The organism is Yoonia sp. (assembly GCF_017854565.1).
Lineage (GTDB): Bacteria > Pseudomonadota > Alphaproteobacteria > Rhodobacterales > Rhodobacteraceae > Yoonia.
Map to the genome: position 1 here is coordinate 203,533 of NZ_JAFMHJ010000001.1, position 26,647 is coordinate 230,179.

The following is a 26,647-nucleotide window of genomic DNA, read 5'->3' on the forward strand; positions in this document are numbered from 1 at the left end:
GGTTTTGACCACATGCGACCGTTGGCAAAAGCTGCAATTCTCGGAAGCCGCCATAGGTCGGTCTTTCCTGAATGGGGCACATGCAGCAACGCACAAAAAAAACCCGCCCTAGCAATGCCGGGGCGGGGTCATTATCGCAATGTCGGCATGATCAATCTGCGGTCAGCAGCGGCGGCTTGTTACCGCTCCCGGTGATCCGGCCTTGCTCTGGTGCCTCGAACTTCAGTTCCAGCTTGCCAGCTTTCACCCCGACCTTGACGATCCCGCCTTTGGTTAGCTTGCCAAACAACAGCTCTTCGGCCAGCGGCTTTTTGATGTGTTCCTGAATGACGCGGCCCAACGGGCGCGCACCCATTTTCACATCATAACCTTCATCGGCCAGCCATTCGGCAGCGGCACCCGTCATCTCGATATGCACATTGCGGTCGAGAAGCTGCGCCTCAAGTTGCAGTACAAATTTCTCGACCACCTGCATGATCACCGGCTTTGGCAGCGCGCCAAAGCTGATAACCGCATCCAGACGGTTGCGGAATTCGGGCGTGAACGTGCGCTCAATCGCGGCTGTATCCTCGCCGGTGCGGGTTTCACGACCAAAGCCCAGGGCGTTTTTCGACATTTCAGCCGCACCCGCGTTCGATGTCATGATGATGATCACATTGCGGAAATCTGTGGTCCGGCCATTGTGGTCGGTCAGCTTCCCGTGATCCATCACCTGCAACAGGATGTTGTAGACATCAGGATGCGCCTTTTCCATTTCGTCCAGCAGCAGCACGCAATGTGGGTTTTGGTCCACACCATCCGTCAGCATACCACCCTGATCAAACCCGACATACCCCGGAGGCGCACCAATCAGGCGGCTCACCGCGTGCTTTTCCATGTATTCCGACATGTCAAACCGCAGCAATTCCACACCCAGCGTATCCGCCAACTGCTTGGCCACCTCGGTTTTACCCACACCGGTTGGACCCGCAAACAGGTAGTTCCCGATGGGCTTTTCAGGTTCACGCAGGCCGGCACGCGCCAGTTTGATCGCCGATGCCAACGCCTCGATCGCCTTATCCTGCCCGAACACAACGCGCTTCAGCGACTTTTCAAGATCTCTCAGAATCTCGGCATCGTCCTTGGACACGCTCTTTGGCGGAATACGCGCAATCTTGGCCACGACAGCCTCGATCTCTTTGATGCCAATCGTCTTGCGACGCTTGCTTTCGGCCACCAGATGTTGCGCGGCACCGGCCTCGTCGATCACGTCGATCGCCTTGTCCGGCAGCTTGCGGTCATTGATATAGCGCGCCGACAGTTCCACTGCGGTTCTGATCGCATCGGCGGTGTATTTGATGTGGTGATGCTCTTCGAAATAGGGCTTCAGACCTTGCAGGATCTTGATCGAATCCGGCACGGATGGCTCCAACACGTCAATCTTCTGGAACCGACGCGCCAATGCACGGTCCTTTTCGAAATGCTGGCGGAATTCCTTGTAGGTGGTGGACCCCATGCACCGCAGCTTGCCGCCCTGCAACGCAGGCTTCAGCAGGTTGGACGCATCCATCGCACCACCGGACGTGGCGCCAGCCCCGATCACCGTGTGAATTTCGTCGATGAACAGAATCGCATCCTTGTGCTCCTCCATCTCGGTCATCACCGCTTTCAGGCGCTCTTCAAAATCACCGCGATACCGCGTGCCCGCCAGCAGCGCGCCCATATCCAACGAATAGATCGTTGCATTGGCCAGCACCTCTGGCGTTTCGCCGTTGATGATCTTGAACGCAAGACCTTCGGCAATCGCCGTTTTGCCCACGCCCGGATCACCCACCAGCAGCGGGTTATTCTTGCGGCGGCGGCACAGCACCTGAATACAGCGTTCCACCTCATGCGCGCGCCCGATCAGGGGATCGACATCCCCCTTCGCCGCCTTTGCATTCAGATCGACACAGTATTTCGCCAGCGCGCTTTCCTTGTCGATGCCTTCACTGCTTGCAATGGTTTCATGTTCTTCGGGCGATCCCGTCACCGGGCGCTGTTCGCCAAATGCAGGGTCCTTGGCCACACCATGCGCGATGAAATTCACCGCGTCGTAACGGGTCATGTCCTGTTCTTGCAGGAAATAGGCCGCATTGCTTTCACGCTCCGCAAAAATCGCGACCAGCACATTGGCGCCCGTCACCTCATTGCGGCCAGATGATTGCACATGAATCGCGGCGCGCTGGATCACCCGCTGAAACGCGGCTGTCGGTACGGCCTCTGACCCTTCGACGTCGGTGATCAGGGTCGAAAGATCATCTTCGATGAAATCCTCCAGATCCTTGCGCAGCTCGTCCAGGTTCACTGAACAGGCGCGCATGACGCGGGCGGCATCGGGTTCGTCGGTCAACGCCAGCAGCAGATGCTCCAGCGTGGCAAGTTCGTGTTTGCGCGCATTCGCAAGGGCAAGTGCCCCATGAATGGACTGCTCAAGTGTGGTCGAAAATGATGGCACCTTGTGTGCTCCTTCACATCGGGGGCGGGGCGGGCTGCATCAGCCTGACCAACCGTGGCCTCTTATCCTTAAAGTTTGGTGTTAGCCGGGAACCTTCAAGGGCTTTTTCTCAAATCGCTTCACTATTTGCCTGAAATAGCTGCAAAGCGGTTATTTTCATCTGCTCTGATCACGTTCTCACATCTTCGTGGTCAAAATTTGTCTTTCCGCGCTCGGATTTCGGCAAAAACATCCGCATCGGACGCATCTGCCATCCTCAGCACCGCCTTCAGGGTGGGGTCATCAGCACGCAGGAAAGGGTTCGTTCGCATTTCTTCGTCTAGCGTCGAGGGCACCGTTGGCCGGCCTGCAGCACGCGCCGCTTTGATCCCCTCACTACGAGAGATAAGCGCTGCGTTCGCCGGGTCAAGGGACAGCGCGAAACGCGCGTTGTTTTCAGTATATTCATGACCCGAACAAATCATCGTATCCGCAGGCAAAGCACGCAGTTTCTTCATGCTAACCCACATTTTGGCCGGTGTCCCTTCAAATAAACGGCCACAGCCCAGCGCCATCAAACTATCCGCCGTAAACGCCAGTTTCGCGTTCGGCATGTGATAGGCGATATGGCCAACGGTATGCCCCGATACGTCCAGAACATGGGTCGGCAACCCGCAAATATCAATCACATCCCCTGCGGCCACCTCCAGATCAAGCGGCGGCAACCGGTGCGCATCGACGGCGGCACCGATCACGCGCGCGCCATCGCGCAGGGCCGCCACGGCATCAATATGATCGCCATGATGATGGGTGATCAAAATATCGGTCAGGGTCCAGCCACGGGCGTGCAATGCATCCTTGATCGGCTGCGCTTCGGGCGCATCAATCAGGGCCGTCTGGCCCGTCGCGTCGTTGTGAACCAGAAACGCGTAATTGTCAGACAGGCACGGTACCGTTACCAGCGTAATGTCAGGTTGTTCGTTTGGCATGGCAATGTCGCTCGCTCTTGCTATTGTTTCCCCACAGCTTTGCCCAAAGGACCGGGAACCGCAATGCATCTGGACGTGCAGGACCTGCGAAACTTCTACTACCGCAGCGCGCTTGGGCGGGCGGCGCAAAAGGTGATCCGCGACGAGATGACCCAGATCTGGCCAGAGGCCAAAGGCCAGATGGTCGTCGGCTTCGGCTTTTCGGTGCCTCTTCTGCGGCCCTACCTCAAAAACGCACGGCGCGTGATCGGCCTGATGCCCGGTCCCCAAGGGGTCATGCCCTGGCCACCCGACGGCAAAAACGTCAGCGTGCTGTGCGAAGACACGCGGTGGCCGATTGAAACCGGGCATGTGGACAAGCTGGTCCTGATGCACGGGCTGGAAACCACCGATGACCCCGCCGCTCTGCTCGATGAGGCGTGGCGCGTGCTTGGCCCCGGTGGGCGGGCCATGATCATCGTGCCCAACCGGGCGGGCCTGTGGTCGCGCTCTGACGCGACACCCTTTGGTTACGGGCGCCCCTATTCGCTGGGGCAACTCGACACGCAATTGCGCAAACAGCGCTTTGTCATCGAACGGTCGCTCTCCACCCTGTATCAGCCGCCATCGCACGGGCGGTTCTGGCGCAAATCGGCACGTCTGATGGAACGGATCGGCCATAACATCCCCATCATTGCCGCAGGCGGTGTGCTGATCGTCGAAGTCAGCAAGCAGATGGCCGTCCCCACCCGTCCCGGCCTGACAGAGGCCGTCCGCCGTCCCCTGCGCGCCCTCGAAGGCATGACCAAGCCCAAACCAAAACCCGAACCGGCCTAGCATGGGTGAAACCCCCCTCGCAAATCGTCCAGATTGCAACTAAACGCTCCCAATGAATACACCTGCCCCCTTTGAAATCTTCATGGTCGCCACCCCCGGCTTCGAATCCGCGCTTTGTGCAGAGGCGCTGGAAAACGGCTTTGACGGCGCGACCGTGACCCAAGGCGGCGTGACCTTCACCGGCACGTGGCCCGATGTCTGGCGCGCCAATCTGCAAATGCGCGGCGCCACCCGGATTCTTGCGCGCGTCGGCACCTTCATGGCCTTCCATCTGGCACAGCTCGACAAACGGTCACGCAAGTTCCCGTGGGGCGACATCCTGCGTCCCGACATCCCCATCCGGGTCGAAGTGACATGTACAAAATCCAAAATCTACCACGCAGGCGCGGCCAGCCAACGCATCGAAACCGCCCTGCGCGAAAGCTTTGGTGCCACAATCGCCGCGGATGGCCCGATCAGCCTCAAGGTGCGCATCGACGATGATCGTGTAACGCTCAGCGTCGATACCTCGGGCGAAAGCCTGCACAAGCGCGGCCACAAAGAAGCGGTCGGCAAGGCACCGATCCGCGAAACCCTTGCCGCCCTGTGCCTGCGGCAATGCGGCTATTCCGGGATCGAACCCGTCGTTGACCCGATGTGCGGCTCTGGCACCTTCATCATCGAAGCCGCCGAAATCGCGGCGGGCCTTTTCCCCGGTCGGACCCGGCATTTCGCCTTTGAACAGCTTGCCACCTTCGCGCCCGCCGCATGGGCCGCCATGCGCCAAAGCACGCCGCGCCCCACATCCCTGCACTTTTACGGCTCTGACCGCGACGCGGGTGCCGTCAGGATGAGCAGGGACAACGCCGAACGCGCAGGCGTCAGCGATTTGACCACCTTCGAAAACCTCAGCGCAAGCGACCTTCAGCCACCGCCGGGGCCACCGGGCCTTGTCATCTGCAACCCGCCCTACGGCGGACGCATCGGCAACCCGAAACTGCTGTTCGGGCTTTACGCCAGCTTTGGCCAAACCTTGTCCGCGCGGTTCAAAGGCTGGCGCATCGGCATCATCACCAGCGAACCACCGCTGGCCAAGGCCATGGGCCTGCCGTTCAAACCCAAAGGCGCGCCCATCCCGCATGGCGGCCTCAAGGTCTGGCTCTTCCAGACCGACAAGCTGCGGTAGGGCGGGGTTCTCCCCGCCGCTCCGAACCTTGACAATCCTTAACACACGGCCCCGCACGCGGCATTAACGGCGCAAATACATGCCCTGCGTACGTACGCGATCCAGACGGTTTCCGCACCCGGTCTGTACGGCGCAAAGACCTGCAAACACAGGCGTTAACCTATGATTCGCCGCGACCGCCGACCGATAACCGGATCAGGCGACACAACGCGCGCTACACCCGGCTGCGCGTCTTGTGCAAATCAATGCCCGCCGCCTGCATCGCCATCGCCGCGATATCCACCGCCGTCAGCCCGGCCTCTGCATACATCGCATCAGGCGCGGCCTGCTGAATATAGCGGTCCGGCAGTGTCATCGTGCGGATCTGACAGCGCCCATCCAGCAATCCGTCATTGGCCAAATCATGCAGGACCATGGCGCCGAAACCGCCCTGCGCGCCCTGTTCCACCGTCACCAGCGCCTTGTGATGGCGGATCAATTGCCGGATCAGCGCGCGGTCCAGCGGCTTGGCAAATCGCGCATCAGCGATCGTCACGGACACACCCTGAGCCTGCAGCGCCGCCGCCGCCTTGCGACATTCACCCAGATGTGCCCCGAAAGAAAGCAAAGCAATATCAGTGCCTTCCTGTACAATCCGGCCCTTGCCGATCGCGATAACATCGCCGCGCTCGGGCAGCGCCAGCCCCACGCCTTCGCCGCGCGGATAGCGAAACGCAATCGGCCCCGCGTCGTAGGCGGCGGCGGTGCGGACCATATGCATCAGCTCCAACTCGTCGCCCGCAGCCATCACCACCATATTGGGCAGCGCGGTCATATAGCCGATGTCAAACGCCCCCGCATGGGTTGGGCCATCGGCCCCGACCAGCCCCGCCCGATCAATCGCGAAACGCACCGGCAAATTCTGCAAGGCCACGTCATGCACCACCTGATCGTAGCCACGCTGCAGGAATGTCGAATAGATCGCGCAAAACGGCTTCAGCCCGCTCGCGGCCATCGCGGCGGCAAAGGTCACACCATGCTGTTCGGCGATACCGACATCGAACACCCGGCTTGCAAACCGCTGCCCCATAATATCCAAACCCGTCCCCGAAGGCATCGCAGCCGTCACCCCAACGATGCTTGGATCGTGCTGCGCTTCCACGCTCAGGGCCGTGCCGAACACCTTGGTATAGCTTGGCGCATTGGGGCGGGATTTCGACTGTTCCCCGCTGGCCACGTTGAACTTTGACACCCCATGACCGCGATCCGCGCTTTTCTCGGCAGGGGCGTAACCCTTTCCTTTTGTTGTACAAACATGGATCAGGACCGGACCCGTGGCGCGGGTGCGCGCCGCCCGCAGGACGGGCAAAAGCTGCGACATGTCATGCCCGTCAATCGGGCCGACGTAACTGAAACCCAGCGCCTCGAACAACGTCCCGGACCCGGCTGATGGCATGCCCATCACCAGCTGACGCGCCCGGCGGGCATGGTCGCGCAATGGCCCCGGCAAGGCCGCCTCGAACCCTTCGGCCATCTTGTGCAATTCACCCACAGGCGACGCATAAAGACCCGACAGGTATTTCGACATCGCACCCACCGGCGGGGCGATCGACATCTCGTTATCGTTGAGAATAACAAACAACCGGCGCCCCTCGGCACCGGCATTGTTCATCGCCTCATAGGCCATCCCGGCGCTGATCGACCCATCACCGATCACGGCAATCGCATCGCCCGTCGGCATGCCCATGTCGCGCCCGACGGTGAACCCCAAAGCTGCGGAAATCGAGGTGCTGGAATGCGCCGCGCCGAACGGATCATAGTCGCTTTCAGTCCGTTTGGTAAAGCCCGACAGCCCGCCCTCCTGACGCAACGTCCGTATCCGGTCACGGCGCCCGGTCAGCACCTTATGCGGGTAACATTGGTGCCCCACGTCAAAGATCAGCTTGTCCCGCGGGGTGTCGAAAACCGCATGAATCGCCACAGTCAACTCGACGACGCCAAGCGATGACCCCAAATGCCCGCCAGTTTCAGATACCGCCGAAATCACCTCGGCGCGGACATCATCGGCCAGATTTGCCAATGCCGTGTCATTCATCCGCCGCATGTCTGCCGGACCTGTGATGCTATCCAAAAACGGGGTTGCGGGGCGATTGATCATGACAGCACCTTTGAAATAAAAAAGCGTCGCAAGGGGGGGGAACCCCACTTGCGACGCCAGTCTCCTGTAGCCAACAGGAAGGGAACTGAGGCCCGAGCCTCATGACGGATCAACCAGACAGGATGACCCGACAGCGAAGAACCGGACAGCAGCGTCGCGCGCCGTCTGGCCCAATCTCCTCAGATATACGTGGTCTGCACCGCTTCGATCGTCAGCGACGACAGTGGGGTCGGGTCCGCCGTATCCCGGCTTTCCGCAGGCAACGCCCGCCCGATCCCCGCAATCACCGCAATCACAAACCACACGGCCAGCACGAACACCGCCGCCATACCCGCGCCTTTCAGCATCAAAAGCGTGACATCGGCAGCCAGCCTGCTTTTCTCGCTCATCTCGAGGAGGTTTTCGTTTTTCATCATCTCTCTCCTTAGTTCATTGGCGCATAGCCGTGGACCTGCGCCCAGACGAACCAGTTATCCACGACAGTACCCGACAACAGGATGCCGATACCGCCGCACAGTGGGGTCAGAACCGCAAACCACCATGCCCAACGGTGGATACCTTCCATCGTGGCGTTAAAGCCCATGGTCCAGCGCCAGAACAGCGCCGCGCGTTCCGCCGCCGTACCACGGTCGACGATCTGCTCGATCTCACGCTCGCCGCCAAAACGGCTGACCGCCAGAATGGTCGCACCATGCATCGCAAACAGCAGGGCAGACCCATAAAGAAAGGCAATCGAAAGAGCGTGGAACGGGTTGTAGAACAGGTTGCCATGGGTGATCGAAAACAGGTTGGTCCAGTCCAGATGCGGGAAGATGCCATAAGGCACGGCCTCTGACCATGATCCCATCAGCACAGGCCGGATCAGGCCCAGAACAAAGATCAACCACAGCAATGCGGCAAACGCCCAGGCCACATGCATCCCCATGCCCAGCGCCTTGGCCCGTGTATAGGTCCGCACCCACCACGCGCAGCAACCGATCAGGAAAAAGGAGCTGGCGATCAGCCACCATCCACCCTCGGCCAGTGGCGCAAAGCCAAGCCCGTATTCAGGGCCCGGAGGCTCCAGCGCCAGCCAGAACAAATCGCGCAGGAACACGCCCGGACTGTAATCAACCTGCGCCCAAAAGTTCATGCCAATGATAAAGAACCACGCAGCAAAGCACACAACCGCGACCATCCCATACGACCCAAGATGGACAGGCCCGACCTGCGCATTGCCAAACGTGCCCAGCAGGCTGGAAAAGCGTGCGCCGGTGGTCCGTTCGCGCATGGTATCGGCGTCGGCGGCAATGCCCATTTCGGCCGGGCCCTGCACTTGGACCTGCGTAAAGATATTCTGATATTCAGCCATTTTCATACCCTCCTACAGGTCTACCCACCAAGGCAGTTCATAATACCAATCCCACCATACGATCCATTCGTCGAACCAGATGGTGCCGGAAATCACGATGCAAACCGCACTCCAGAAACCGGCCATCAGCGCCAGAAACAGACCCAGACGGTGAATACCCAACGGCCCGATCGAATAGCCGATCAAATCACGAAAATATGTGTCTTCGTGATCAGGACTGCGGATTTCCTGGCCTTTGCCGGGGTTGACTGCAGACAAGACCAACGACCCGTGCAGGGCCAACGCCACCGCCGTGATCCAAAAGAAACTGATCGCGATCATATGGGCCGGATTGTAGTGAAAGTTGCCGTAGGCGTAGCCCACGTTATTCACCCAATCGAGGTGGCTGAAGATACCATAGGGAAAACCATGTCCCCACGCGCCCAGCAAAAGCGGACGGATCACCACCAGCGTCACATAGGCCAGGATCGCCACGCTGAACGCAAAGGGCACATGATACCCGATGCCCAGTTTGCGGCAAATCTCGACCTCGCGCAGGGCCCAGCTGACAAAGGCGCCGATGGCGCAGATCGTGATGATTTGCCACAAGCCCCCCTCAAGCAAAGGTGCAGCCCCAAGACCGACGTCAAGCGACGGTGGGTCGATGGATATCAGCCACGGGTTCCATGTCGGGCCTTGACTGGCCCCGTAAAAAATCAAAAGCGTGCCAAGTGCGGCGAAAAAGAACGTCGTGACCCCGAAGAAGCCCACGTAGAAAGGCCCCACCCAGAAGTCGAACAGATCACCGCCGACCAGCGTCCCGCCACGGACGCGGTATTTTCGCTCAAAGCTGAGTTGCGCCATCTTCCTACTCCATTCATGGACAGGCCCGGTCGCCCCGCCGGGCGCGCCCTGTCGTCGTCAAAATAAGTGTTTGCTGCGGGCGGAACGGACCCCCGCCCGCAGCTTTTTTCGTTGTCCCAAAGGACCGATTACATGCCGTCGCCGAATGCGAGCGTGAACCAGTTTGTCTCTGGGTTGCTCAGCAGGACGAGGTGAATCATCGCAGCAAGCAAGAACAGGAAAACGCCCTGTGCCACGAAAACGCGGCGTGGGTCGAAAACCAGCCAGATCTTGTAGAACTGTGCCATGTGCTATTCCTTTCCTACCAGCTGAACCAAGGAAGCTTGATGTACGTCAGTATGTGAGCGACCACGGCAACCGCCGTGAAGATCGTGAACCCGCTCATATATACTGTGTGCAGTTCTTGGGCCTGCTCGTCAGTGAGACCTGTGAAGGACAGGTCAGATTTGTCAGCCATGCTTTGTCTCCAAAATAAAGTACTGACGCCGCGCACCCCCCGCGGCCGGGTTACGACAGAAGCTCATCCTCTGCCCTCTTTCGCCACTCCGGGGGGAATGGCGAACCTCGTATGCCCCGTGGGGCAAATGTCGTGCCTGCGTGTCATGCGCTGAAGATATGCGGCGTAATGATCCGGGCCTGCGTCCAGGCCTTGGCGATCGGGCCCTTTTCAGGCAGCTCCATCCGGCGGGCCGCGGTCAACGTCCACGTCAGGAACGCCAGCGGCAGGGTCGCCAGAAAGATCAGCCCGAAATAGGCGTAGTATTCGCGCTTCGGGGGCGCCTGTCTGACCCGCAGCATAGGTGTATCAGTTGTAAAATCAGTCATTTGCGTCCTCCCAAGGATGGTTGCAGTGTCTCAACGGTCTCCAGCACGACTCTGTCGTTACCGGCGTCGAGTGCTGCGCGTTCTGCGGCGTCGCGCAGTGTTTTCGCAGCGGAAATACGTGTCAGGATCGGATGCGTCGCCACAATCTCATCCAGGCGGGCCTGCGCATCGACATCCCACGGGAAATCGCGGCGCAGCGGCGTCAGCGTGGCATCGGTCGCATCCATATCTGTGCCCAGCGGCAGGATATGAAACAGTGCATCAAACAGGCCGTTGCAGACCTCTTGCAGCACATAGGTCGCCCCCGCATAACCCATGAACGGCGTGCCGGTCGCACGCCGGATCGCGGCGCCCGGAAAGCTGGCGGGAATAAACACGGGGCTTGGCCCATGCCCGGCTTTCATCTCGGCCAGATACATCTTTTCATTGATCGACCCCATGACGATCAACGGGCGTTTGCTGTGCAGCATCTGCCGCACTTCTTCATTGTTGGTTTTCTTGCCGCGACACCGCGCGACGGCAAAGGCACAGGGAAAACCCAGATCGCCCTCAAGATAATGGCGAATACCACGGGCATAGGTTTCACTGGCGACAATGGCGAATTCCGCCGTCGCAAAGAAATCCTGCGTCACCGACCGCCACAAATCCCAGACCGGCTTGATCGTCGAATGTTTTTCACGCTCGATAAACGGCTCGGGGTCCAGCCCCAGCACATCGCCCAGCCTGCGCAGGAATTTCGTCGTTGAATCAATCCCGAACGGCGCTTGCAGATAGGGCTTGCCCAGCACTTCGCACAGGCCCCGGCCAAATTCGCGGTACATGCAGATATTCACGTCCGCATTCACCAGATTGCGCATTTCAGCCACATGGGCACCCAGTGGCATCACCATATTGACCTCGGCACCGATACCTTCGACCAGACGCCGGATTTCGGCCAGATCAGATGGCATGTTGAACGCGCCATACATCGGCCCAAGGATATTGACGCGGGGCGCAGCACCCTCGATCCGCTTTTTCTCGGGCGGCATCCGGCCCTTGGTCATGCCAAATTCGGTGAAAATCCAGGTCATCGCCCGGTCCGCACATTCCCACTGATCCTCATCAATGGTGCGCGGCAAAAAGCGTTGGATGTTGGTGCCCTGCGGCGTCACACCGCCGCCGATCATCTCGGCGATGGACCCGGTGACGACAACGGCGGGCAGTGCAGGGTCCAGCACCTGCCAGGCACGTTTCATCGCCTCTTCCGTTCCCTCGCCCATCTCGGTTTCACCCAGACCGGTCACGACAATCGGCAGCTCATGCGGCGGCAGGCCATCGGTATAATGCAACACCGACGTCACAGGCAGATTTTCACAACCCACAGGTCCATCAATGACCACCTGCAAGCCTTTGACCGCGCAGAACGCGTAAACAGCACCCCAATAACCGCCCGCACGATCATGATCCGTGACCAGCATCAGATCATCTCCTGCGCTTTGGCGGCACGCGCCAATTTATCCAGCTTCTTTTGATGCTGCGCGCGGAAGTCAGGCCGCAGGTTCGGGGACCCTTCCCAGACGCCGGCGGTATCCGCTGTGCCGACACCTTCAAAAAAGGCGCGCATTGTGTCCATCTTCTGTTTGCCGGCAATCGCGGCATTGACGACCTGCGCCAACGATCCCGCACCAGCGGGCCCCATCAAAGGCCGCGCAGAGATCAAGTTTGTGAAATACAGCGACGGGATCGCGCGCTCTTTCGCATGCTGCACCACGGGCGTTGTGCCAATCGCCAAATCAGGCTTGATTGCATCGACCGCAGCCAGATCATCCTCAAGTGACGCGCGGTATTTCACCTTCACACCCTTGGCTTGCAGCCATTCCGCATCCGCGCGGGACCATTCCGTCTTGGGGCACGCGGTGCCGACATATGGCACATCCGCGCCGCTTTCGATCAGCAGACGCGCGACCAGCAATTCAGATCCTTCATACCCCGACAGCGTGACGGTGCCGTTGATCGGCGACCCGGCCAATGCCGCTTTGATCGCAGGCAAGAACGCATTTTGCGCGGCTGCGATCTGATCGGGACTGACGTTATAGGCGTCGCCAATCGCGGCAAGCCAATCCGCCGTGCCATCATGACCAACCGGGGCAGAGCCGACAACCTTGCGGCCTGCTGCCTTGAATTCACGGATGCTGGCCGTATAGAACGGATGGATCGCCGCAGCGACACCACAATCAAGCGCGGCATAAAGCTCGCGCCATTCACGGGTCGGAACCACCGGGCCAGCGGCCAGACCCATTGGGGCCAACATCGCGCCAATCATCATTGGATCAGCCGGGAACATCTCGCCCAACAGGGCCAAGGCCGGGCGATCCGACTTGCCGCCAACAGGCCGCGCAACCGGGCCCGCCTTGATCTCTTCGCGGGCATAATTCAGCATGGCACCCGCCAGCACGTCCTTTGCCTCCGCGTGGGTTGGAATACCAAATCCGGGCACGTCGATGCCGACAATGCGCACCCCGTTGATTTCACGCGGTAGCAACCGCAGCGGCACACCAGACGCGGTTGGCACACACAGGTTCGTCACCACAATCGCGTCATAGCGATCAGGGTCGGCCATATCATCCACGCTTTCGCGGATATCCTCGAACAGCTTGCCGGTCACCAACGTCTCGGAATTGAACGGGACATAGCCAACAGACCGGCGGGCACCATAGAAATGCGACACAAATGTCAGGCCATAGACGCAACAGGCCGAACCCGACAGCACCGTGGCGACGCGCTTCATCCGCAAGCCGACGCGCAGCGACCCAAAGGCGGGGCACATGCTTTGGGGCTGATCATGGGGACCTCGTGGATAATCCTTGGCGTATTGATCAAGGATATCAGACTTGCCAGCCGCACGGGCCGCCGCTTCCATCGTGGCAGCCCCAGCGGTACACCCACCGGCCAACGCGATCTGGGCATCCCCACCGGGCGGCTGATCACGCGTCACACCCGCGATGATCTGCACATCGCCAGCCGCATCATAGCTGACTTCGTATCCCTGCGTGCCAGCATCATGCGTCATCGTAAATGACCTCGAGGCTTTCTTTGGGCATCGCGTTCTTGCCGCGCATATCGGTGTCGGTGGCAGGCACCAACTGGTAATCGCCGCCGGTATCCTTGGCATCGAAAAGACCCAGCAAACCATCTTGATCCAGGGGCGTGGGCCGGACGGGCGGGGCGATGCCAACGGCATCGGCCAGACCCTCAAACATCGTGCCCCATTGGCTTTCATGCGTGCCAACGATCTGATAATTCGCTGATTTCTTTCTCAGGTCGTCGTTTTGCGGGATGGCGGCAAGCACGGGAATACGGACCGCGTCGGCGAACGCCTGTGCCTCTCCGGTTCCGTCATCCTTGTTAATGACAAGTCCCGCAACCCCGACATTCCCGCCAAGCTTGCGGAAGTATTCGACCGCAGAACAGACATTATTCGCCACATAAAGTGATTGCAGATCGTTTGACGCGACCAGAATGACTTTTTGCGCCATGTCGCGAGCGATCGGCAGGCCGAAACCACCGCAAACCACGTCGCCCAGAAAATCCAGCAGGACGTAATCAAAGTCCCAGTCGTGAAAGCCCAGTTTTTCAAGAAGCTCGAACCCGTGGATGATACCCCGCCCACCACAGCCGCGACCCACTTCGGGACCACCCAGTTCCATCGCAAACACACCGCCGCGCTTGAAACAGACATCGCCGATGGCAACCTCCTCACCCGCCAGCTTTTTTTTCGCACTGGTTTCGATGATCGTCGGGCACGCCTTGCCGCCGAACAGCAGGCTGGTCGTGTCCGACTTGGGATCACAGCCGATCAGCAGCACGCGTTTTCCCATTTCGGCCATCATGTGCGACAGATTGGCCAGCGTGAATGACTTGCCGATGCCGCCCTTGCCATAGATCGCGATAATCTGGGTTTTCGACGTCGGCGGGCCGCTGGGCACCGCAAGCGTCGGCTCTTCATGCGCCTCGTCCCGCAAACGTTGATCAAAATCCTTCAGGTTCGGAATTTCGTCCTTCATGCGGTTCCCCAGTTCAAAATCATTTTCAGGCAGGCCGGATCGGTAAAGGCGGTGGCATAAGCCGCAGCCGCCGCCGTCGCGGGCTGTTCATGCGTGATCAAATCCCCCAGCAAGAGGGTCCCATCCTCGACCAGCGCTTTGGTCGCAACCATGTCATCGGCGGTCCATTCCGCGCTGATGCGAAACCGCGCCTCTTTCATGAATGCAGGCGGATATGCGAATTGCAGCGGTGCCGTATAGAACCCGGCAAGCACAATCTCCCCGCCCTTGGCCAACCGACCAATCCATGCATTCAGCAGGTCACCACGGCCCGACGCATCATAAATCGACATGTAATCGCGGCGCGTATCGGCGTCAGGTGTCTTGACCTCATAGCCGCTGGCGCCGCCCATCCGGATCGGATCGACCTCCCACACCGTGGGGGCAGGGGCACCGGCGGCGATGGTCAAACGCGCCAACAAACGGCCCAGAACACCGTGACCGATGATCAGATCAGGCACCGCCTTGTGCGGACCCGCCATCGCATGACGCGCGGTCGCCGCCAGCGCCAGCAACGCACCGCCGGCACCCAGACCACGATCAATGCGCGTCACCCGCGACGCTTTGGTGACCACGGTCGCGGACGCGGCACCAAACAGGCCGTATGCGCCGTCATAGCAATTTGCGCCCGGCACAAAGACATGCTCGCCAATGCGAAACCCGCTGGCCGCACCAGCCTCGACCACCTCGCCGGCGGCCTCGTAGCCGGGAATCAACGGATAGCCCATGCCCGGAAAGGGTGGCATTTCGCCGGTCCAGAACAACTTTTCCGTACCCGTGGAAATTCCAGAATGCTTGATCGCGACCACCACATCGTCAGCGGTCGGCGGGATTATCCCGACGATATCAAGCGCCAGTTGCCCGGGCGCACTCAGAATAACGGCCTTGGTTTCCAACGGTCTCTCCCTTGTGTCGTCACCGGCGCCACGATGCGCGTGCGACACTCTGTCCTTGGTGTCAGTCTAGCTGGACATTGCGTTCTGTCAATTACTTTAGACACATAAAGTGTCAACTTTACCTGACACCCACCAGAACCGAGGTCACAAACGGGCGCGCTGTGCGGGGCTGGGTGATCGCGCCAAAGCCCGCCTGCGTCAGCAGTGTCCTGATTTCTGCGGCAGATCTGGCGCGGCCCGTCCGCATCGCCATGCAATACAGCGAAAAATAAGCATCCCCCGCGCGTTGCGGCTGTGCGCCACCTGTCATCGGCTCTGAAATCAGGATGCGGCCACCAGCGGGCAACGCGGTGTAGACAGCCCGCAACAAATCGGCGACCGTTCTGTCGGAATGGTCATAAAGCACCCGCACGAGGCTGATCATATCCGCGCCGGATGGCAGCGGATCATCCCGAAACGATCCTGCCACGATATCGGCGCGGTCCTGCATCCCGGCCGCATCGAATCGTTCCCGTGCTGCAGGGGCAACAGCAGGTAAATCGAACAGTGTCACCGCCAGCCCCGGATGGGCCAAGCCGACAGCCGCCAAAAACGCACCCGTGCCACCACCCACATCCATCAGCCGGGTAACGCCACTCAGGCGCACCGCGGCAAGCGTATCTTCGGCCACCAGCACCTGACTGTCGGCCATCAGTTGCGAATAAGTGGCCGTGACCTGCGGGTCCGTCGCACCTCCCGCGCCGAAAACATAGGGCCAGAATGTAGCAAGTTCCGTCGCGGTCTCGCCCCGGAAAAAGGCAACAGGATCAATAAGATCACGGTATAGCACATCATGGTGCGCGATCATGCCCGACAGGCCCGGAACCCCCGCCAGCGCGGCGCCACGGGTGGTCAGCGCATAACACCCCGCGCGCCGCCGCCTGAGCAGGCCAATCGCCACCCCACCCGACAGCAGGACCTGCATCCGGTCATACGGCACCCGCGTCGTTCGGGCCAAATCGGCAATCGACAATTCCCGGGCCAGCAACATCTGCGGTATCTCCAGCTTTACCAGCGCCTGCAAAATCTGGGAATGGCAAAAGCCCGCGACCAGATCGAACATCGCCGCGCCCTCGGTGCGGACAATGCGCCGGGTCAATGGAAACCGCGCAGCCCATTTCTGGAATCCGCGCGACGCAACAAGCCGCGTCAGGAATGATGCAGGGCGGCCCTGAACCGGGTCAGGCGTTGCCTGCACGCGCGGCAGATCAACATCCGCCATTACTCACCTGCGACAGTGGGCCGGTTTCGTGCGCCGGCGGGCACCAGTTTATCAGCATAGGCGCGCACCATCTGGGCCAACGCCGCCTCGCCCGGACAGGCCGGGATCGACGAAATCGCGCCGCCAAGGATATCATCGAACCGCTGCACCGCGCCGCGCACGCCAAACGACGCCACCGCGTTGGGTCGCCCGTGCAGGTCATCCTGCCCCGCAGGCTTGCCCAGCGTCGCCTCATCACACAACGCATCACGCAGGTCATCGGCAACCTGGAACGCCTCGCCCAGTCGCGCGCCCAGTTCTTCCCACGGCTCCGCATCCTGCCCGGCAGCCACTGCACCCATCTGGGTCGCCGCAATGAATAACGCGCCGGTTTTGGCCTGATGATAGGCCGAAAGGTCAATATTTGTTTCGCTTTCCCAACCCTGACCAGCGCAAATGCCAAACGGCATGCCACTGCGTTCGCCCAGAATTTCAATCAGCCCAAGCGCGCGCACCGGCACGTCAGCCGCCGCAGCCGTCAAAACCTGAAACGCCATGATAATCAGACTATCGCCCGCCAAAACGGCGAGCGGCTCTGAAAACGCGCGATGTACAGCGGGCTTGCCGCGCCGCAGATCCGCATCGTCAAAGCAAGGCAGATCGTCATGCACAAGGCTCGCACAATGCATCAATTCCAAGGCCACCGCCGCCGCATCCGTCAGCATCGTGCGATCATCGCCACAGGCCATCGCAACCGACATCAGGATCGTCGGCCTGATCCGCGCACCGCCGGGCGTCACGGCATAGCCCAGCGCCGCAGCCAGCTTTGCCGGGGCGACACCGCCCTGCCCGCGCTGAATGGCCGCCGTCATGGCCACCTCGATCCGGTCCGCGATTTTCATAGCGATCTCCTTTTACAATCCATAGTGTCCATTTCGGTTTACATGTGTCAATGTAAATAAACATGGACACTCAGAGTCTCGACATCGCATGAAGACCACCAAACCCAGAGCCGTCATCGTCGGCGCAGGCATCGCCGGGCTCGCAACGGCGCTGCGGCTTAGCCATCGGGGGTGGGATGTCACCCTCCTTGATATGCAGGCAGCGCCCGGCGGCAAGATGCGCACAGTCGCGTCCGCCGCAGGGCCGGTGGACGCTGGCCCGACCGTCCTGACGATGCGCCCCGTGTTTGACGCGCTTTTCGCCGATGTCGATGAGGTGCTGACTGATCATGTCACACTCAACCCCCTCGAAACACTGGCCCGCCACTATTGGGATGATGGTGCCACGCTTGACCTGATGGCAGACCCGCAGGCAAGCCATGCCAACGTCACCGCGACCTTCGGAGCCAAAGCCGGCACCCAATTCGCGGCCTTCTCGGCGCGGGCCAAGCGGCTGTTTGATGCTTTTGACGCGCCCATGATGCAAACCAGTGTGCCTGATCCATGGGCCGTGGCGAAAACCGTCGCCAGCCACCCCCGCCTGATCCGCGACATGGCCCCACATCAAAGCCTCGCCGCGCTCTTGCGGCGATCATTCAGCGATCCGCGCCTTGCGCAGCTGTTCGGGCGCTACGCGACATATGTCGGCGGATCACCCTACGCGTCCCCTGCGATTCTTGCCTTGATCTGGCAGGCCGAGGCGCGGGGCGTCTGGACGGTCGCCGGTGGCATGCACCAATTGGCCACCGCCATCGCAGGGCTTGCCGCCGCCCGCGGCACCGTCTTTCGCTATAATACCACGGCGGTGCGCGTCACCCGGCAGGGCGGCAAAATCACCGGCGTCGAAACCCATGGCGGCCATATTCCCGGCGATATCGTGGTGTTCAACGGCGATCCCCGCGCCTTGGAAACCGGGCTGTTGGGCGAAGGCCCAAAAGCCGCCGTTCCCGCGACCGCCACAGCAGCGCGTAGCCTGTCGGCCTATGTACACGCCTTTGCCGCCGCACCCGACGGGCCACCGCTGGCCCATCACACCGTCTTTTTTGGCCGCGACCCAAAGGCGGAATTCACGGCCCTTGCCAAAGGCGAAATGCCGCAAGACGCCACACTCTATCTATGCGCCCAAGACCATGGCCAAGCCGCCCCGGATGCCACCCAACGGTTCGAGATCATCATGAACGCTCCGCCCGTCCTGTGCGACCCAAAAAAGGAAAAAGCCAAATGTCAGACCCTGATTTTCGACCGTTTCCGCCAGTTCGGCCTCCAGTTCAGCCCACAACCGGGACCACAGACCCTCACAACCCCATGGGGGTTCGACACGCTGTTTCCGGCCAGCCAAGGCTCTCTTTACGGGCGCAGCCCACATGGCATGATGGCGGCGTTCAAACGCCCGACAGCGCGCACGGCGATGCCGGGGCTATACCTGTGCGGGGGCGGGGCGCATCCGGGGGCGGGGGTCCCGATGGCTGTGCTCTCCGCCCGGCACGCGGTCGCGGCGATCATGACGGACCATGCTTCCACCTTGACGTCCCGCCAAACGGCTACGCCTGGTGGTACGTCGATGGGATCAGCGACTGCGGAACCAAAGCGGTCTCTGTCATAGGGTTTATCGGCTCGGTCTTTTCGCCATGGTATGCATGGTCCGGGCGACGCGACCCGGCCAACCACTGCTGCATCAACGTGGCCACCTATGGCAAAGGTGGGCGGTTCACGATGACGGACCGGGGGCGCGCCGCGCTCAAGACAGCGCCGAACACGTTGCAAGTCGGCCCGTCGTCAATGCATTGGACCGGACGCGATCTGGTCATCGACATTGACGAAATCAGCGGCCCACCGATGATCAGCCGGGTGCGTGGCCAAATCACCGTCACGCCCCGTGCCGTGACATCCGTGGAACTGCCCCTTACCCCGGATGGCGCCCATATATGGCGTCCGTTCGCGCCGTCATCCGACATTACCGTCGATCTGGAAGCCAAGGGCTGGCAATGGTCCGGCCACGGCTATTTCGACGCCAACTTTGGCACCCGCGCGCTGGAACAGGACTTTTGCTTCTGGACATGGGGCCGTTACCCGACCAAGGCGGGGGCCACCTGCATCTATGACGCCGTGCGGCGCGACGGCACCACGCTCGACGCCGCCATCGCCTTTGACGGCGCGGGCCGCGCGCAAACCGTCGATGCCCCGCCGCGCACCCGCTTCAAACGCTCGCTCTGGCAGGTCAAGCGTGAAACCCGCGCCGACCCCGGCGTGATGCCCAGACAAGTGCTGCCCATGCTGGACGCACCTTTCTATTCCCGCTCTGCCGTGCAAACCCAACTGAACGGAGAAGTCGTAACAGGCGTCCACGAAGCCCTCGACCTGAACCGCTTCGCCTCGCCTTTGCTGAAACCCATGTTGGCCGTCAGGGTGCCCCGGCGGCGTGGCTGGCACAACGACCGGACATAGCGGCGTAGGCACCGAACAATCCGCAGACCCGCCCCTCGATCCAAGGAACGCGCCTGTGCCAGCCGTCTGTCTGCATGCGCGCATCAGCCCCCAAGCGTCACAATCGCCCCGCCCGCTGCCCGTGCATCATCCGCATCATGCGTCACCATCAGCACCGGAAGCGCACGCGCCCTTGCACGGGCAAAGACCAGTTCGCGCACCTGTGCGCGCAATGTCGCATCAAGCCGCGAAAACGGCTCGTCCAGCAGCAGCGCGCAGGGCTCTGACAATAGCATCCGCATCAGCGCGACGCGGGCCTTTTGACCACCCGAAAGCGTCGCGGGATCACGGTCCGCAAACCCGCCAAGCCCGACCTCATCCAGCGCCTCCTCAACCTTGGCCAAACGCGCGACGGCCGTGCCGCCGGGCAGCAGGCCAAAGCCCAGATTTGCGCCCACCGACAGATGCGGAAACAGCAGATCATCCTGAAACAAAATGCCCACGCGGCGTTTGTGCGGCGGGGTGTGGGTGATTTCGTGCCCACCCAGCCAGACCTGCCCGACGGCGCTGAAATCAGGGGCAAGCGTGCCGATAATATACGCGAGCAGCGTCGATTTACCCACGCCGGACGGCCCCATCACCGTCAACACATCGCCCGGCGCGATATGATGATCGACCGCCAGCAGCGGCTTGCCGCCCTTGGAAATGGTCACATTCCGCAATGTTAGACCCTTATCCATGTCGCAAACCCCTTCTGTTGCGCCAGACCAACGCCGGGATCAGCAGCGCCAGCGCAAAGGGCACCAAAGCGGCCCCCGTCTGCATCAATCCATAAACCCCGATGGCACGGCGGTCACCGCCCGACGCCAGTGCCACGGCCTCGGTCGTCAATGTCGCCACGCGGCCCCCGCCAATCAGCAGCGTCGGCAAATATTGCCCGACCGACACGGCCAACCCCACCGCCAAGGCGGTCAGGATCGGCCGCAGCAACATCGGCAACCGCACCCGCCACAACACGCCGTCCGGGCTTGATCCCAGTGCGGCGGCGATCGTGCCCATCCGGGTATCCCACGCACGAAACGGGTCCGCCAGCGACAGGAAAACATAAGGCAGCACAAATACCAGATGCGCCAGCATCACAGGGACACGCCCCACATCCGCGCCAAGGTTCAGCAGCATCGTCTGCAGCCCCGGCAAGAACGCCGTTTGCGGAATAAGCAACGGCAGGTAAAGCAACCAGACAGCGCCGCCGCCGAACCGCAAACGGTAGCGATATTCCGCTTCCAGACACCCGATGGTCAGCAGCAACGCCGCGCTGGCCACGGTCACCGCGATCAATGCCGTCTCGCCCAATGCCGCCAGCGTGCCGGGACCGTGCCGCATCCAATTGCGCAACGTCAGCTCATCGGGAAACGCATCCGGGAACCCCCAGTAGCCCGCAAACGACCAGATCGCCAGCACCACAAGGCCCAGTAAAATCGCCAGCGCCGATGCCGCCCCAAACCCCAGCGCCGATTGCGCCACGATCACGTCCAGCTTGCCCCGCGCCCCGGTCGCAATCCAACGCCGCCCCGCCGCCGCAACGATCAACTCGGCCAATCGCCACGCGCCCAGCGCCCCCATGACAAGCGCCAGTTGCAGCAGCGCCCCCGCCGCAGCCTGCAACCGCATCGCAAGGTCAGGATCAGACATCCATTTGACGATCTGCACCGACAACGAAGGCGGGGTGTTCGGCCCCAGGATCACAGCCACATCCACAACCGACATCGCATAGGCCAGCACCACGTAGATCGGCGGCCTGATCTGGGCGTAAACGCGCGGAAAAACGGTTTTCAGCCACCCGGTCAATCGCCCGTAACCCAGCGCTTGGGCGATGGTGACGCTGCGCTTGGCATCCGTCTGCCCAAGGGCGGCAAGGGTAATCAGCAGCAGAAACGGCACCTCTTTCACGATCAACCCGGCGGTCATCGTCAGCCCCCAACTGTCCTGCACGATCAGCAGATCCAGTGGCCGTTCCCACCCTGTGATGCCCGGCGACAAAAGCCGCGCAATCCACCCCGAAGGCGCGATCAGGAACGCCAGACCAAACGCCGCCGCCGCATGGGGCACCGACAGCAGCGGCGACAACATCCGCTCCAGCACCCGGAAAACGCGGGTCCCCGACCAGCCTGCCGTAATCAACACCACAATCAGCAGTGAAACCGCCGTGGCTACGATCCCGGTGCTCAGCGACAGCATGACGGCACGCGGCAGCCCGGCCCAACCAAACAGGTCCCGAAACGGGTCCAGCGACGGACCGACCAAACCGGCAGCAGGCAAATGGCCAAACGCCGGTAGGAACGTCCCGATCAGCCCCGCCCCGACCGGACCAAGCATCGCCAGCAATGTCAGGACCGGCAGAAACGGAAGCGCCCGACGATACGTCACAAGGCGCACCAAAGCCCCGGGATTTCCCCGAGGCCTCGTTGGTCAAATACAGTCACCCGACGCTATTGCGACACGCCATAGCGGGTCATCCAGTCATCGGCGATCCGGGTCATCCAGCTGGGGTGCGGTTCGGCCTGCACGCTGCCCAATTCAGCAGGCGACAAGGTGGCGATGCCCAACTCCAGCGCATCAAACAACGCGCGATCATCCGCCGACAGCGCATCCATGTTCAGCACCGTACCATAGCCAAGGATCGCGGGATCCTGCGCACGCGCCTGCGCTTCGGGCGACAAAAGGAAGTTCGCGACAACCATCGCCCCCGCCTTGGACCCCGAATTATACGGCACGGCAACAAAGGATGCGTTGCCGATGGTGCCCTTGTCCAAAACAAAGGTCCGCACCGTGTCGGGCAATTCGTAATTCGCAATCGCCGTCGAAGCCGCACCGGGGCTGAACGAAATCGACAAATCCAGCTCGCCATCCGCAATCAACGGGAACATCGCCGTGCCCGTCGCGGGATACGCCTTGCCTTCGCGCCACAGGTTCGGCGTCAACGTATCCAGATACGCCCACAGCGGCGCTGTCACCGCGTCATATGTCGCGTCCGTCACCGGAACCGCCAGAACGGACGGATCAGGCAAGATATCGACCAGCACCTGCTTCAGAAACGTCGTACCCAGAAAATCCGGTGGCTGCGGATAGCTGAACCGCCCGGGGTTCGCCTGTGCCCACTCCAGCAGGGCCTGCATCGACCCCAGACGCGCGGGCATATCGGCGGTGTCATGCACAAACACGACCTGCGCCATGGCCCACGGGCTTTCGAAACCCTCGACGGGGACGGTAAAATCGGTCTGCACCGTCTTGCCCTCGGCATCGACGATGGCCCAGTTCGGCAGTTGTTCGGCATAGGGGCCAAACAGCAGATCCGCCTCTTTCATCGCGGCAAAGTTGGCGCCGTTGATCCAGATCATATCAATTGCGCCATCGTCGTTTTCGCCTGCCTGCTTTTCGGACAGCACACGCGTCACCGCATCCGCCGTATCCGTCAGCTTCACATGCTCAAGCGTCACGCCGTACTCTTCGGCCACGCGGGCACCAACCCACGCAATGAAATCATTGGTGGTCGTCGACCCGCCCCATGCGTTCCAATAAACGGTCTGGCCTGCGGCCTCGGCGGTGACGGCATCCCAATCGGCGGGATTAACATCGGCAAGCGCAGGCAACGGTGCCAGCAACGCAGCAAGAACGGCAAGGTGTTTCATCTGATAGGTCCTTTAATCAGTGTAAATCTGTTTGGCGGCATAAATCCGCAGGGTGGCCGTGGCAAAACATAACGCGCCAAAGATCCACGCCAACGGGACAAATATCTGCGGCAAAAGGCAAAGGATCACAAAAAACACAATGGTTTCAGTCCCCTCCAGAATACCGTTGGAATAATAAAGCGACTTTTGCCCCTGCGCATCGGTCTTGTGTCCGTGCTTTTCAGCCAAAATCGCGTAGCCCAGAAAGCTAGTGCCGTTAAAGTAGAACGCCGTCAGCAAAAACGCTCCTGCGGCACCATTTGCGACAGGGTCATGCAGGACAAAGGCCAGCGGTATCGCACCGTAAAACAGAAAATCGGCCGCGATATCCAGATAGCCGCCAAAATCCGTCTTCTGCGTGGCGCGCGCCACCGCACCATCCAATCCATCAGCGATCCGGCTGGCCAGCAGCGGCGCCAATGCCAACATCGGCATCCCCAGCGCGATCAACGCAGCCGCCAACAGCCCAAGAGCCAGCCCAATCAACGTCACCCCATTCGCCGTGAACCCGCGCCGCGCGAGGTCGCGGCCAATCCGGTTCAGCGGCGGGTCAATCAGGTGACGGGCGTGGCGGTCAAGCATGTCGCATTTCCAAGGTTTCGCACCTTTTGACCGATGCGACCGTCTGACGCAATCAGCCTGACGCGAAAGTGAGCGGGACCCGGTCACTTGACACAATCAGCTTGCGATCCGCGGACGTCCCTGTGCCGTGACCCGCACCTTGGCCTCAATGAACATCGGCTGGCCTTCGACATCGACTTGGGTGACATCACGTTCAACCCGGATGCGGATTTCTTCGACACCGGCAGCGCGTGCGCTTGCGCGCGCCTCGTCCGCCAGCGCCGCCTCAAGTGCAGCCATCGCAGCAGCCTGATCGGCGAACTGTTGCAGACCGCCGGGCAGATGCACGACAAACGCACCCGGTCCGGGGCTTGTCACTGTTCCGCTTGCCAGCATCGCAACCTGCCCGACAACAGCGCCAATCGCATTGGCCACATCGGCATGGTCGGGCACATGCATCCGCGTACCCAGCCGGTCACCCACCGCGCCATAATACGCCGCCGCCGACGCCCCCAGCCCGATCACCGGCACGCCAAGCGACACCTGCACGTTCACAACACCCCGATGCCGGCCCAGCCCGGCCATCGTCAACGGATGCCGCGCCAGTCCGGCAGGATCATCCCATTCGGCGCTATCCTCGGCAAAGGCGGCCTGTAGCAGACAATCCACCGTCTGCGCGGTCAACTGATCGACGATCATCCGGGCCAATCCTGCGGCCCCATCGCAAATCCGTTGCCCGGACCCGATACGTCGGCGCGCAAACAACGTCAGCGCCTTTTCGGCCGCAGCCGTATCCCACGCCGCAACGCGGCCCAAAACATGCGACGCATCCGATGGCGTCACACCCGCCAGCATGACCAAACCGCGCCCGATCAACCGCCCCAGCGCCGGGGTTTCCATCCGCGATTGCACCACCGCCCCAAGCCGCAGCGGCCCATCGGCCAAACGCGCCGCCATGATCGCCTCGCGTTTGTCCAAACCACCGGGCATCGCGGCCCACATCGGGATCACAAACTGCCCGCCATCCATCGCCGGGACATCATGCGCCAGCGCGCGGTCCAACGCCTCATGCACAAGGTCCGGAAACTGCGCCGCTGCCAGCGAGATCGGCATCAACCGCCGTGGACCCAGCCGCAAGCCACCCGCCAACCCCTCGACCACATGCACTTCGCTGTCACCGCCAAGACCCGTCGTGCGCATCGCCACCGCCTCGACCATGGTGCGATAGGGGCCAACGCGGGCGCCCTGCGGATCAATCATCGGGCGGCCTTGGCGCAAAAGACACACATCGGTCGTCGTACCGCCAATATCACTGATCAACGCATCCGCCTCGCCGGTCAGCCAACTGGCCCCGGCCACCGACGCGGCAGGCCCGCTCAATATCGTCTCGATCGGCTTTTCGCGGGCCACGGCGGCGGATACCAACGCCCCGTCACCGCGCACGACCATCAGCCGCGCGTCAATGCCGATGTGCTGCAAATGCCCCTCGCAAGCGCTGATCAACCCGTCAATCATCCCGATCAACCGCGCGTTCAGCACCGCAGTCAACGCCCGTTTGGGACCACCCAGCGCCGATGACAATTCATGCGAACAGGTCACAGGTTTGCCCGTCACCGCACGGATCAGATCCCGCACCGCCAACTCATGCGCCGGATTGCGCGTGGCAAAACTGGCCGCGACGGCGAACGCGGTGACCCCGTCATCCAAATCAGCCAACGCCGTGCGCAACACACCCAGATCCAGCGGCGCGACCTCGCCCCCGGCATGGCTATGCCCGCCTGCCAGTTGAATAACCGGATCACCACGCAGCGCATCGGTCAAACCCGCGCGGCCCAATTCCGCCTCTGCGAACCCCACAAACACCAGGGCAACCCGACCACCTTGCCCTTCGACCAGCGCATTGGTGGCCAGCGTCGTCGATAGCGACACCATCGCAATCGCATCCGCACGAATATCCGCCAGCGCGATGGCCGCATCAATCGCGGCCCCCACGCCCAGCGCCAGATCAGGGCGGGTCGTCAGTGATTTGGCCTTTGCCACCACCTGATCGGTCGCCTCGTCCAAGACAACCGCATCGGTATAGGTCCCGCCTGTATCCACGCCCAATAGGAATGCCATGTTATCTACCCTGCCGCTTACCTGAGCAGTGATTTGCATGAATTGCGGATTGTGTCGATCCGTTCCTTGGCTGATA

24 protein-coding genes are annotated in these 26,647 nt (G+C 61.3%); 4 read left to right on the top strand and 20 right to left on the bottom strand.

The window, feature by feature from the left end; genetic code table 11:
• Nucleotides 1–151: 151 nt before the first annotated feature.
• Nucleotides 152–2,476, bottom strand: coding sequence for an ATP-dependent Clp protease ATP-binding subunit ClpA (clpA, locus tag QZ196_RS01045; protein ID WP_296422960.1), 2,325 nt, complete (start codon nt 2,474–2,476; stop codon nt 152–154).
• Between the two features lie 191 nt (nt 2,477–2,667).
• On the bottom strand, nt 2,668–3,444 hold the full coding sequence (gene gloB, locus QZ196_RS01050) for a hydroxyacylglutathione hydrolase (RefSeq protein WP_296422962.1): 777 nt from the start codon (nt 3,442–3,444) through the stop codon (nt 2,668–2,670).
• 63 nt (nt 3,445–3,507) lie between these two features.
• On the opposite strand from gloB, the gene QZ196_RS01055 reads away from it, so the two are divergent.
• The gene (locus QZ196_RS01055; protein WP_296423043.1) at nt 3,508–4,260 is read left to right on the top strand and encodes a class I SAM-dependent methyltransferase; all 753 of its coding nucleotides are present in this window, start codon (nt 3,508–3,510) and stop codon (nt 4,258–4,260) included.
• 52 nt (nt 4,261–4,312) lie between these two features.
• Nucleotides 4,313–5,425 carry a class I SAM-dependent RNA methyltransferase gene (locus QZ196_RS01060; RefSeq protein ID WP_296422964.1) on the top strand — a complete coding sequence of 371 codons (1,113 nt, stop codon included), beginning with the start codon at nt 4,313–4,315 and terminating at the stop codon, nt 5,423–5,425.
• Between the two features lie 214 nt (nt 5,426–5,639).
• Here QZ196_RS01060 and dxs read toward each other — a convergent pair whose 3' ends face one another.
• From dxs to QZ196_RS01125, 13 genes are all read right to left on the bottom strand, one after another.
• Nucleotides 5,640–7,562 (bottom strand): 1-deoxy-D-xylulose-5-phosphate synthase, encoded by a 1,923-nt coding sequence (gene dxs / locus QZ196_RS01065; RefSeq protein ID WP_296422967.1) that lies wholly within the window; start codon nt 7,560–7,562, stop codon nt 5,640–5,642.
• Between the two features lie 179 nt (nt 7,563–7,741).
• The gene (pufX, locus tag QZ196_RS01070) at nt 7,742–7,975 is read right to left on the bottom strand and encodes an RC-LH1 core complex protein PufX (protein WP_296422969.1); all 234 of its coding nucleotides are present in this window, start codon (nt 7,973–7,975) and stop codon (nt 7,742–7,744) included.
• Between the two features lie 11 nt (nt 7,976–7,986).
• A complete protein-coding gene (gene pufM / locus QZ196_RS01075; RefSeq protein ID WP_296422970.1) occupies nt 7,987–8,913 on the bottom strand; it encodes a photosynthetic reaction center subunit M in 927 nt (308 codons plus the stop codon).
• 12 nt (nt 8,914–8,925) lie between these two features.
• Nucleotides 8,926–9,756 carry a photosynthetic reaction center subunit L gene (pufL, locus tag QZ196_RS01080; protein WP_296422971.1) on the bottom strand — a complete coding sequence of 277 codons (831 nt, stop codon included), beginning with the start codon at nt 9,754–9,756 and terminating at the stop codon, nt 8,926–8,928.
• A 128-nt stretch (nt 9,757–9,884) separates the two neighbouring features.
• Nucleotides 9,885–10,043 (bottom strand): light-harvesting antenna LH1, alpha subunit, encoded by a 159-nt coding sequence (gene pufA, locus QZ196_RS01085; RefSeq protein ID WP_296422973.1) that lies wholly within the window; start codon nt 10,041–10,043, stop codon nt 9,885–9,887.
• Nucleotides 10,044–10,057: 14 nt separating this feature from the next.
• A complete protein-coding gene (pufB, locus tag QZ196_RS01090; protein WP_296422975.1) occupies nt 10,058–10,213 on the bottom strand; it encodes a light-harvesting antenna LH1, beta subunit in 156 nt (51 codons plus the stop codon).
• A gap of 143 nt (nt 10,214–10,356) precedes the next feature.
• Nucleotides 10,357–10,581 (bottom strand): cytochrome PufQ, encoded by a 225-nt coding sequence (gene pufQ / locus QZ196_RS01095; protein WP_296422978.1) that lies wholly within the window; start codon nt 10,579–10,581, stop codon nt 10,357–10,359.
• A complete protein-coding gene (bchZ, locus tag QZ196_RS01100; protein ID WP_296422980.1) occupies nt 10,578–12,038 on the bottom strand; it encodes a chlorophyllide a reductase subunit Z in 1,461 nt (486 codons plus the stop codon). Before bchZ ends, pufQ begins: the two co-directional genes overlap by 4 nt.
• Nucleotides 12,038–13,630, bottom strand: coding sequence for a chlorophyllide a reductase subunit Y (gene bchY, locus QZ196_RS01105; protein ID WP_296422981.1), 1,593 nt, complete (start codon nt 13,628–13,630; stop codon nt 12,038–12,040). The genes bchZ and bchY overlap by 1 nt, the downstream gene beginning before the upstream one ends.
• Nucleotides 13,620–14,624 carry a chlorophyllide a reductase iron protein subunit X gene (locus tag QZ196_RS01110; protein WP_296422983.1) on the bottom strand — a complete coding sequence of 335 codons (1,005 nt, stop codon included), beginning with the start codon at nt 14,622–14,624 and terminating at the stop codon, nt 13,620–13,622. The genes bchY and QZ196_RS01110 overlap by 11 nt, the downstream gene beginning before the upstream one ends.
• Nucleotides 14,621–15,559, bottom strand: a complete 939-nt coding sequence (bchC, locus tag QZ196_RS01115) for a chlorophyll synthesis pathway protein BchC (RefSeq protein ID WP_296422986.1) — start codon at nt 15,557–15,559, stop codon at nt 14,621–14,623. The genes QZ196_RS01110 and bchC overlap by 4 nt, the downstream gene beginning before the upstream one ends.
• Before the next feature lie 118 nt (nt 15,560–15,677).
• Nucleotides 15,678–16,820, bottom strand: coding sequence for a methyltransferase (locus tag QZ196_RS01120; protein ID WP_296422988.1), 1,143 nt, complete (start codon nt 16,818–16,820; stop codon nt 15,678–15,680).
• Nucleotides 16,820–17,701 (bottom strand): polyprenyl synthetase family protein, encoded by an 882-nt coding sequence (locus QZ196_RS01125; protein WP_296422990.1) that lies wholly within the window; start codon nt 17,699–17,701, stop codon nt 16,820–16,822. Before QZ196_RS01125 ends, QZ196_RS01120 begins: the two co-directional genes overlap by 1 nt.
• Before the next feature lie 88 nt (nt 17,702–17,789).
• Between QZ196_RS01125 and crtD the strand changes: the two genes are divergently transcribed.
• Together crtD and crtC are read left to right on the top strand one after the other, a co-directional pair.
• Nucleotides 17,790–19,343, top strand: coding sequence for a 1-hydroxycarotenoid 3,4-desaturase CrtD (gene crtD, locus QZ196_RS01130; RefSeq protein ID WP_296422993.1), 1,554 nt, complete (start codon nt 17,790–17,792; stop codon nt 19,341–19,343).
• Complete coding sequence (gene crtC, locus QZ196_RS01135) at nt 19,307–20,185, top strand: carotenoid 1,2-hydratase (RefSeq protein WP_296423045.1); 879 nt, start codon at nt 19,307–19,309, stop codon at nt 20,183–20,185. The genes crtD and crtC overlap by 37 nt, the downstream gene beginning before the upstream one ends.
• Nucleotides 20,186–20,268: 83 nt before the next feature.
• Here the strand turns inward: crtC and QZ196_RS01140 are convergent, their stop codons facing one another.
• The 5 genes from QZ196_RS01140 to QZ196_RS01160 all read right to left on the bottom strand — a co-directional run bounded on the left by QZ196_RS01140 (nt 20,269) and on the right by QZ196_RS01160 (nt 26,571).
• Entirely contained in the window at nt 20,269–20,904 is a 636-nt protein-coding gene (locus QZ196_RS01140) for an ATP-binding cassette domain-containing protein (RefSeq protein WP_296422995.1), read from the bottom strand.
• Nucleotides 20,897–22,540, bottom strand: a complete 1,644-nt coding sequence (locus tag QZ196_RS01145; RefSeq protein ID WP_296423048.1) for an ABC transporter permease subunit — start codon at nt 22,538–22,540, stop codon at nt 20,897–20,899. The genes QZ196_RS01140 and QZ196_RS01145 overlap by 8 nt, the downstream gene beginning before the upstream one ends.
• Nucleotides 22,541–22,653: 113 nt before the next feature.
• Nucleotides 22,654–23,853 (bottom strand): ABC transporter substrate-binding protein, encoded by a 1,200-nt coding sequence (locus QZ196_RS01150; RefSeq protein WP_296422997.1) that lies wholly within the window; start codon nt 23,851–23,853, stop codon nt 22,654–22,656.
• Between the two features lie 12 nt (nt 23,854–23,865).
• On the bottom strand, nt 23,866–24,474 hold the full coding sequence (locus QZ196_RS01155) for a CDP-alcohol phosphatidyltransferase family protein (RefSeq protein WP_296422999.1): 609 nt from the start codon (nt 24,472–24,474) through the stop codon (nt 23,866–23,868).
• A 96-nt stretch (nt 24,475–24,570) separates the two neighbouring features.
• Nucleotides 24,571–26,571, bottom strand: a complete 2,001-nt coding sequence (locus tag QZ196_RS01160) for a hydantoinase/oxoprolinase family protein (RefSeq protein ID WP_296423001.1) — start codon at nt 26,569–26,571, stop codon at nt 24,571–24,573.
• Nucleotides 26,572–26,647 lie beyond the last annotated feature (76 nt).

Bases quoted from the DNA above. Each gene is read 5' to 3' on its own strand.
- gloB (WP_296422962.1), bottom strand. From the start codon at position 3,444: ATGCCAAACGAACAACCTGACATTACGCTGGTAACGGTACCGTGCCTG.
- QZ196_RS01055 (WP_296423043.1), top strand. From the start codon at position 3,508: ATGCATCTGGACGTGCAGGACCTGCGAAACTTCTACTACCGCAGCGCG.
- QZ196_RS01060 (WP_296422964.1), top strand. From the start codon at position 4,313: ATGAATACACCTGCCCCCTTTGAAATCTTCATGGTCGCCACCCCCGGC.
- dxs (WP_296422967.1), bottom strand. From the start codon at position 7,562: ATGATCAATCGCCCCGCAACCCCGTTTTTGGATAGCATCACAGGTCCG.
- pufX (WP_296422969.1), bottom strand. From the start codon at position 7,975: ATGAAAAACGAAAACCTCCTCGAGATGAGCGAGAAAAGCAGGCTGGCT.
- pufM (WP_296422970.1), bottom strand. From the start codon at position 8,913: ATGGCTGAATATCAGAATATCTTTACGCAGGTCCAAGTGCAGGGCCCG.
- pufL (WP_296422971.1), bottom strand. From the start codon at position 9,756: ATGGCGCAACTCAGCTTTGAGCGAAAATACCGCGTCCGTGGCGGGACG.
- pufA (WP_296422973.1), bottom strand. From the start codon at position 10,043: ATGGCACAGTTCTACAAGATCTGGCTGGTTTTCGACCCACGCCGCGTT.
- pufB (WP_296422975.1), bottom strand. From the start codon at position 10,213: ATGGCTGACAAATCTGACCTGTCCTTCACAGGTCTCACTGACGAGCAG.
- pufQ (WP_296422978.1), bottom strand. From the start codon at position 10,581: ATGACTGATTTTACAACTGATACACCTATGCTGCGGGTCAGACAGGCG.
- bchZ (WP_296422980.1), bottom strand. From the start codon at position 12,038: ATGCTGGTCACGGATCATGATCGTGCGGGCGGTTATTGGGGTGCTGTT.
- bchY (WP_296422981.1), bottom strand. From the start codon at position 13,630: ATGACGCATGATGCTGGCACGCAGGGATACGAAGTCAGCTATGATGCG.
- QZ196_RS01110 (WP_296422983.1), bottom strand. From the start codon at position 14,624: ATGAAGGACGAAATTCCGAACCTGAAGGATTTTGATCAACGTTTGCGG.
- QZ196_RS01120 (WP_296422988.1), bottom strand. From the start codon at position 16,820: ATGGCGGATGTTGATCTGCCGCGCGTGCAGGCAACGCCTGACCCGGTT.
- QZ196_RS01125 (WP_296422990.1), bottom strand. From the start codon at position 17,701: ATGAAAATCGCGGACCGGATCGAGGTGGCCATGACGGCGGCCATTCAG.
- crtD (WP_296422993.1), top strand. From the start codon at position 17,790: ATGAAGACCACCAAACCCAGAGCCGTCATCGTCGGCGCAGGCATCGCC.
- QZ196_RS01140 (WP_296422995.1), bottom strand. From the start codon at position 20,904: ATGGATAAGGGTCTAACATTGCGGAATGTGACCATTTCCAAGGGCGGC.
- QZ196_RS01145 (WP_296423048.1), bottom strand. From the start codon at position 22,540: ATGCTTGGTCCGGTCGGGGCGGGGCTGATCGGGACGTTCCTACCGGCG.
- QZ196_RS01150 (WP_296422997.1), bottom strand. From the start codon at position 23,853: ATGAAACACCTTGCCGTTCTTGCTGCGTTGCTGGCACCGTTGCCTGCG.
- QZ196_RS01155 (WP_296422999.1), bottom strand. From the start codon at position 24,474: ATGCTTGACCGCCACGCCCGTCACCTGATTGACCCGCCGCTGAACCGG.
- QZ196_RS01160 (WP_296423001.1), bottom strand. From the start codon at position 26,571: ATGGCATTCCTATTGGGCGTGGATACAGGCGGGACCTATACCGATGCG.